An 8,071-nucleotide genomic window follows, 5' to 3' on the forward strand; every position below is an offset into this window, starting at 1 on the left:
TGTAAAAAGACAAAAAAGTATAAACCAATTGGACAGAAAAGTCTAAACTTCCTCTTCTTGAGAAATTTCGAGACAAAAAAGTCTAAACTAACTGTGCAATAATAATTATTAAAGTTTAAGAAAGGCTGCATACCAAACCTTATGCAGCCTTTCGTTACATTATTTCTGCTCTTCTAATTTATAATTGTTAGGGAATCTGTTTTTAATGGTCAACATATAGATTCCCGAAGCTGCTAAGAGTAATCCTGCAATGAGAAACGCTAGTTGAACCCTAATGTATTCTGCAATTCCCCCGAATGCTAATGTAGAAAATCCAAAAACTAATGAAACCATTGAATATTGAGCACTATATATCTTCGGTAAATCTTCAGCAGATGCTTCTTTTTGTATATATGTGTGTATCGTTATACCTTTTATTTGATCGATGAATCCACCAAAAGCTACCAATATTAGCGCTAACCAAGCTACTGAATTTAATCCAAATAAAAGCGTTACTATGGAAACGCCAAACGAAGAGTATATCACAATCTTTCTCATGTTCTTTTCAATTTTTACCGAATACCTTGAACAGACTACTCCACCTAGTATCAAACCCAGAAAAAACGCAGTGTTTATATAACCCCACCATGTTTCTGTTACATTTAATACTTCATTTACAAATACATAGAGAATAGCTGCCACCCAAACTACATTTGCAATAGCTTCTATAAAAATCATGACATGGATGCTTCGAAAGATGGGAATTTTCCATATTGTAAGCCAGCCTTCTTTTAAAGTTTCGAATGTTTTTTGTTTCTCCTCTTTAATTTGGAAAGTTGTATTATCTACAACCCGTATCATCATGATTGTAGATAGGACAAATAAGATAAACGTAAGCCAAATTACATTTTGTCCTTTTATTAGTGCGACAAGTAATCCACCCAACGCCCAACCACCTAATTGGACGGTTTCATTAACAACTGAAATAAAACTATTTGCTTTCAATAATTCAGACTTTTTGACCAATCTGGGAATAATGGCATCTGTAGCCGGCATTGCCCATCCATCAAAGAAAGCTATTAATAAGATACAACAAACAATAAACCATATTCCTAACGATGATTGAAAACTCACCCAAATTGCTAGTATTAATAATATAGTAGTTTTACTTAATTGTGAGCTTACCAAAAGTGATTTCAGTCTATATTTGTTTAATAGTAACGGTGAAATAAAACTACTTATAAATCTTCCAAACGTATTTAAAAAGGGTAACAGTGCCAAATACATTACCGACTCTGTAACTGTATATAAAATAGAGATTAACCCGACTACATAAAACACATCACCTAAATTAGCGAATAATTGGCCTATCCATAAGAAACGAAACGAATTATTTTTCATTATTTCTACCCCTTATTTATCATTTTGATCTTTTATGATAAAAAGGGATTTTTACACTGGACATGCCCCCTATTCTAACATTTAATTATAGAAATATGTTCTAAAATAAATCGAAACTATTTTGAATGAAAATTTAACGTTTTAAGAGTAGAGATAAAAATAATTTGTTTTAAGCCAATTTCGTAGCCGATAACATGATAATTTTTCAATGGTTTCCTTTTTGTTTACCAAGATTATTCTATTATAAATTTATATGTAAAACATTAAGTTTATTTCTAGATTTCTAAAAGCCTACAGAAACACACACTTTTATACTTCTCTATTCAAATGAAGGGAATTCCTGAACCCTATATTCAATTCCAAGTTTATCATACCATTCATTTAAACCGGTCCATAAATTTTCACATAGCTGGTAGAAATATTCTATATTACTTAATTCCCCCTTCATGACACATTTAGCAAGTTCTACATATCCTTTAGGCTTAGATTCCATCTTTATTGATTCCTCAAAAGTTTTTGACCTTGTACTATAATATTTCCTATTAGCTAGACCAATCAATTTTGCAGTTTGCCATGTTAAATCCTTTGCCCCCATAGGGATATAATTAAAATTTCTAGTCAGAAAATTATTTCTTATTTTGGCGATTGTTTCGTAAGGTTCCCAAATCATAAATTCCTTCATGGTTTCCCGAATAGCAGAATCTGAAACTTGTAATGGGAGTTTTTTAATTTCATTAAATAAGTTTTGTGTATCATGAATAGGCATAATATTTATAAAAACACCAGCCTTAATGGCCCAGGAATCATCTACCTCAATTGCTTGCTTAAAAAATTCTTTTTTTTGTTTTGCACTAACTTCTATTTTAAACTTATCATAAATGAATTCGTGACTTTTAATTGATATATCATCTGTTGTGATAACATGCAACTCAATATCAGAATAAGGCATATCACTTTCTAATCCAAGCGAACCATATACACCAATTGCTATTATGTTATCCTGATGTACAATTAATAATCTTTCTTTGATTTCATTTATTATATCGATCTTTTCTTTTCGGGTAGTAGCTACTGGAAAAGATAACATATCCATCTACCTTTCTTTATAAAAAGTTTTAAACAATCGTTAAAATTGCTCATATATTATTACCGGAATTACTAGCAATTGCACTTAACATCACAACACTTAAAAAATATCACCCTGCCTTTTATTTTGTTAATACATAGTAATTAGATTCTTAGATTATCAATTCATACTATCCATTGCAATTCGAATTGGCGATTTATAGTCTGGATACCTAGTTGATCTATGAAAGGGACAGGAAAATTCATTATTAATGTCCTTTATTATACTTTTCATGTAATAAATACGATTACTTGGAAAATAAAAACTTATTTCTCCATTATAATTTTGCGGGATTTTAGCAATATACATTGGTATGTTGTCATCAGGATAAATGTGTTTAAACTTATCAGGATCCTGCACTACCTCCAGCCACTTAATATAACGTTCGATTAGTAGATGAGAAATAGTTCTGTTAAGAATATAATTTATACTGCTGACATTACAATTTAAGAAATTGAAATTGTAATCTCTTGTTATAGGATTTAATATCTCTTCTAAATGTGTCATAAAAGAACCATGAAGAAAGATACTAAAATTTTCATTCATGCATGAAAAGTCGAGATTCTTGGAAATTCTACGTTGATATTCGATTTTCCACAAAGCATCTATTCCCTCACACTCCATTTTCCATAAAATAAATGCATACGCATGAGGACATACATCACCGTTTTGTCTAGCCTTTTTAAATATTTTCACACAATTACTGTGCTCTTTAATAATTTTGCGGAGAATATATCGCGTTATGGCTTTGTAAATAGTTCTTGTTTGTTTATAAATTTCAAAGAAAATACTGTCAGTCTTATGTTTTTCCTTGAAATTAAAGGAATAAAATCGATGAGGGAAAGTCTCCATATAATTGTCTTTTAATTGCTGATAATCATTTTTAATATTAAAGATATTCACCTTAGAAGTAATTTTAATAACTTCATTGTTTAAAGCATCTTCATTAAAAGCATTCGTTATTAATTTTGGTAAGAGTCTGAGATAATCTGAATCTTTAATATCGACATCAAAATATTTTTTATAGTTATCAAAGGGGTAAAATATATGGTACTTATGAACTTTATGTCGGGGTAATCTGAGCCATGAATTTATGACACTGTTTTGAATTTTTAATTGGTCTTTCCAAGATGATACCATTGACCTTATATTTTCTGAATCAAGAAAGCAATAACCACAGCTGCAACGGTAAGCCTCAACTTTACCCTTATTAATAAGGTACTCTGGCATTGGCTGCTTGCAGTGTAAACATATATCTTTTAATTTTTGATTAGGATGAAATGCACAGTAATCAAAAAATTTAATTTGATGAAATATACTATGATATCCCTTACTTAAACAAATTGGACAATATGTTACATTGTCGTAAAAATAATTACTCACAGACTTAATTTTAGGAATTATATGAACCAGTTTATCGACTAATTTATCATGGTACTCCTTCAAATCTATTCCAATAATAGTTTCGGTCCTTTCAGAATCAATACTAGAAAAATAAATAATGCTACGATGACGGCTTCCGGCATTCGAAACGTTTTTTAATTGTTTAACTTTCTCGTTCCCTAATAATTCTAAAACTTCGTTACCATCAATAGCATTAGCCCATCTGAATTTTTCAAGTATTCCCCAAGGTGATTCATAATTTTGAATCCAGTCTGAAGACCATGTAAACTGAAAATCCATAGTTTCACCTTCCTTTGCATACGTCTTTATCCATTTTTAATTAATTTGATATAATTCTGACTGGATATATCCAGTATTTTTAATTGCTTCCTTCCAATGACTTTTTTCGAGAGCAGGTAAATCTAGACCGTTACTTCCATATTTCTTTAAAGCGTATTCAATTGTTAAAGTTATATACTGCATTGGGATTTCTACTTTCTGAGGTAATCCATATTCTCTTCTTAAGTCAACAAATACTTGAAATAAATCATCGGCGGAATCTTGCAACCTATATCCTCTAATAAAAGCGTCAGTAAAGAAGTATTTAGTAAAGGACCAGTTACTATTAGAAGGATATTCACAATAATCATCATAGCCCATTAAACAAATCCTAAGGTCATTTAGCGTCTTAAGACCTTTAAACTGATATTCTTGGCTCATAAAGCGACCCACTATTTGAAACTTTTCACCACTAATAAATGCTGAACGTTGATGAACCAGTTCTTTTTGTCCTACTAAAATGGTAGTTAACGTTATGCCATAATGATCAAATTCATTATATAGGTCCATGAGCCAATCATAATGTATTTCTTCCAATCTTTGAGCATCGTCTATAAAAAAAATAATCTTATTATTACCTGAAGAGTCAGCACGTTCTACTAGAAATCTTAGAAGTCTAGTTCTTTTCATATTAGATTTCCCTTTTATAATGATCGAGTGACCTACAGCACTTAATAAATCTTCAAAGAAAAAGTTTTCATTAGGATTTTTATATTTACGGCAACGAATATGGTAAATGGGCGTGTTAACTCCGAAATCTTGAGGTAAACAATTAATCAAATAAGAGATTGCTCTTGTTTTACCAAGTCTAGGACGGCCATAAATAATAGCACCTGGAATTCTATTTTCAACCCATTGAATAACTGTTTGATACATTCTATCAATTTCATTTGTTGAAATTAAATATTTACCTGTCTCTATTGGATGTGTTCCTTTAGGAATAAAGGGTCTAAGTATGTCATTATTAATTTGATTGGTTTCCAATATTTCTGACATAGTTAACCTCCAACTAGTAAATTATTGTTTTTTTCAGGATTCGAGTATCAGTTTGTATTTCTTCTGTTTCGGTTCCCCTCTGTTGCTTAACCTTAGATAACTCAGAAATATTATCCAAATTACCATCACTTTTGGTTCCTTTTCCATCATTGGACTTTACTTTTTGATAGCGTTCTTCTTTACTTTTTTGCTCTTTTTTAAGGGATGCTAATTTATTTCTATTTGTTTTATTTTTTTGCGCTTCGTTTTCGAGATAGTCTTGATAAGCTTGAATTGGATCGTCAAGTTGAGTGAAATGTATTAGCCTTTTACTTTTTAGTTTATTTATGGCTTTCCTAGTTCTAAGATCATGAGGGGTAATGCCCCATTTACCGGTAGCACTTAGATTCCCTAATTCACTTCCGTCTGCGAAAAATGCCTTTATAACTCTTAAATCATCCGTGTTGATTAGTAAATCAAGTTTTTTGTTGATTAAATGCGGAGAACGGTTTAGGACTTCGTTCGTATATCTTACTCCTTCATAATAAATGAAGGGTCTTCTCCCTTCCTTTTCACTTCCATTTACTCTTCTTGTAGCTTTTAAAGAAAAAAAGGCTATTTCATTACGTTTTTCTTCTGGCAATTGAAGTATTGTCATTCCTCTAGCTACTCTTTGTTCAAAAACCTCTAATGGACTAAGATTATTATTACCTTCATGTGAAGTCGCATTATATTCAGCAATTAAAACATCTGTAAGTTCTTCAAGTTGTTCCGCAGTAATTCTATATTTAATAGCATTTTCTTCTGAATTCTTTCTCTTTGGATCTTTTGGGTTACTTCCAGTTGTAGAAGGTAACCTGTGAAATCCATTTTGCTCCAATGTACGAAAAAAACGTTCGATTATGGGTCTCCGAACCGGAACTGCAACAGGGCCCAAATTAATAGAACAACCAATCAGGTCAACAAGTTTTTCTTTTACATTTTTTGCAATATTTGCTTTTGCGTTGTCATAACAAAACTCATCCCATAATCCGAAACTAGCCTCGTGAATTAAATTTGAAGGGAAATTCGCTCCTTCCGAATAATTTAATCCTTCAATAGTAAGGGATTTCTTTTTCCAAGGAAAAATGGCATTCCTAATGCACATAAGAACATCGTGAGAGGAATATTCCTTATTTAAGCATAGGTGATAGCCTATTATTGCTCTTGTTGCCACATCGACTATTGATAGAATCCATATCCGATTCATTACTTCTACTACCTCATCACCTTCTGGGGTTTTAAAAATTATCGCTATTGAGGTATCAATTCTATGGCCATCAAATTCCACTCTTTCCAGAGGTCTGATTATCATTGGATTGTTTTTGTTTCCGACACCTGTGTTTTTTGCAACCATAGTTGCCTGTTCACCATTTCTTTTCGCAACTTCAACAAAATGGTTTTTTGATAGTGTTTTAACATACCGTTCAAGCGATTTTTTTGCTAATGTTTTTGTATTAAAAGGGTATTCGTTCATTTTAATCCCCAAAGTTCTGCACTCATCGATAAACTTTTTGTGTAGATTTTTCATATTAATGATAGGATCATTTATTTTGTACTTATTACTTTTTCTGTTAAAATAAGAATCTAGAATTATGTCCTTTAGGCTAGGATAAATATCAAGTAATAAACTGAAAGTACCTGTAAAATTATCCGAATCATCCTCTGTATTTATTGGAAATTCACTCCTGTTATATTCCTTTAATCTTTTATAAGGGATTAAAGCCCTATACCCCCTTATTTGTTCAAATTCATCCTTTTCTAAACACCTTCTAACGAATCGGTATATTTCACTTCTATGTATCCCAGCTTGTTGTTCAATATCTGAAATTTTTGCATTTGTTGTCATAAATAAGTCAATGGCTAATTTTCTTGTTAAGAAAATGTTTCTATCTTCATCATCAAGGCTTTCACTTATTACTTGTGGCCAATTTGCAATGTCTAAACAACTCTCTTCTATTTTTAAATCTTCAAAAAGTCTTCTATGCATTGATCCACACCTCAGTATTTTTTCCGTAATGTTGCAAGGCTATATTTGAACAAACCTCGCCTTTGAGTATCATTTTACCCATAGATAGTAAAAACCTATTTGGGGGAATTTGAGTTTCAATAATCAAGGTACTTATCGACATTTTCTTGGGACAATGCTGTCTCAATATCTTCATAATCTGATACCTGTCAATCTCTATTTCTTGCATTTGTTGTTTGTTTCCCTTCATTAGTAACTTTAAATTTGAAAGCAGTAATTGGTTTGCTCGAATATTATCTTCAGTTCTTACGTGGTGTTGATATCCGTGGTCATCACACCAATTTTTTTGTATGGCAATCTGATTTATTACTTTTTCTTTGGAAAGGTCCGAAGAATATTTCACTTCTAAAAACTCTTCCTTTCCGTTTTGATATTTTACCCACATATCTATAATAGACCTCTTTAATTTTCCATCCACAAACCCTTCCATTAATAGCGCTTGTTCACAAAATTCTACAATTTCAGGGTTTGATTCAACCAATAACCAATGCTCATACTCTAAATCACTGAATAAATAAACATCACGTTTTAACTTGGGACTATACGACAGCCATCTATTATTTCCAAACTTTTTGCTTCCATCGGTAATTAATGGTTTATACATATAGACTCCCCTTCCGTGGTTAAAATTTGAAAAATCGGAAAATTGGAAAGTTTAGACTTTCTTGTCTCAAGTATAGGTAGTTTAGACTTTTTTGTCCATTATTAAAGACAAAAAAGTACATACAAAAAATTTGTATATACTAGTAAATCAATATTAAACAATATAAAATTAGTTTAGACTTTCTTGTCCTTTTACA

General features: G+C 31.3%; 6 protein-coding genes. All 6 read right to left on the reverse strand.

Translation table 11 applies throughout. The annotated features are described in order from the left end of the window. Positions 1-159 precede the first annotated feature (159 nt). The 6 genes from ACR65M_RS25815 to ACR65M_RS25840 all read right to left on the reverse strand — a co-directional run bounded on the left by ACR65M_RS25815 (position 160) and on the right by ACR65M_RS25840 (position 7,875). Positions 160-1,380: an MFS transporter gene (locus ACR65M_RS25815; RefSeq protein WP_440274832.1), complete on the reverse strand. Its 1,221-nt coding sequence runs from the start codon at positions 1,378-1,380 to the stop codon at positions 160-162. Positions 1,381-1,699: 319 nt separating this feature from the next. Continuing rightward, positions 1,700-2,473, reverse strand: a complete 774-nt coding sequence (locus ACR65M_RS25820; RefSeq protein ID WP_440274833.1) for a kanamycin nucleotidyltransferase C-terminal domain-containing protein — start codon at positions 2,471-2,473, stop codon at positions 1,700-1,702. Between the two features lie 153 nt (positions 2,474-2,626). Next, the gene (locus ACR65M_RS25825) at positions 2,627-4,189 is read right to left on the reverse strand and encodes a hypothetical protein (RefSeq protein ID WP_440274834.1); all 1,563 of its coding nucleotides are present in this window, start codon (positions 4,187-4,189) and stop codon (positions 2,627-2,629) included. Between the two features lie 36 nt (positions 4,190-4,225). Beyond that, positions 4,226-5,224, reverse strand: a complete 999-nt coding sequence (locus ACR65M_RS25830; RefSeq protein ID WP_440274835.1) for an ATP-binding protein — start codon at positions 5,222-5,224, stop codon at positions 4,226-4,228. A gap of 13 nt (positions 5,225-5,237) precedes the next feature. Continuing rightward, positions 5,238-7,232, reverse strand: coding sequence for a TnsB C-terminal domain-containing protein (locus ACR65M_RS25835; RefSeq protein ID WP_440274836.1), 1,995 nt, complete (start codon positions 7,230-7,232; stop codon positions 5,238-5,240). Then, positions 7,225-7,875 (reverse strand): TnsA endonuclease N-terminal domain-containing protein, encoded by a 651-nt coding sequence (locus tag ACR65M_RS25840; protein WP_440274837.1) that lies wholly within the window; start codon positions 7,873-7,875, stop codon positions 7,225-7,227. The genes ACR65M_RS25835 and ACR65M_RS25840 overlap by 8 nt, the downstream gene beginning before the upstream one ends. Positions 7,876-8,071: the final 196 nt, after the last annotated feature.

This window comes from Ferdinandcohnia sp. SAFN-114 (assembly GCF_059415045.1).

What these genes read in the sequence shown, in the direction of transcription:
- ACR65M_RS25820 (WP_440274833.1), bottom strand. Translation starts at nt 2,473, where the DNA reads ATGGATATGTTATCTTTTCCAGTAGCTACTACCCGAAAAGAAAAGATC.
- ACR65M_RS25835 (WP_440274836.1), bottom strand. Translation starts at nt 7,232, where the DNA reads ATGCATAGAAGACTTTTTGAAGATTTAAAAATAGAAGAGAGTTGTTTA.
- ACR65M_RS25830 (WP_440274835.1), bottom strand. Translation starts at nt 5,224, where the DNA reads ATGTCAGAAATATTGGAAACCAATCAAATTAATAATGACATACTTAGA.
- ACR65M_RS25815 (WP_440274832.1), bottom strand. Translation starts at nt 1,380, where the DNA reads ATGAAAAATAATTCGTTTCGTTTCTTATGGATAGGCCAATTATTCGCT.
- ACR65M_RS25825 (WP_440274834.1), bottom strand. Translation starts at nt 4,189, where the DNA reads ATGGATTTTCAGTTTACATGGTCTTCAGACTGGATTCAAAATTATGAA.
- ACR65M_RS25840 (WP_440274837.1), bottom strand. Translation starts at nt 7,875, where the DNA reads ATGTATAAACCATTAATTACCGATGGAAGCAAAAAGTTTGGAAATAAT.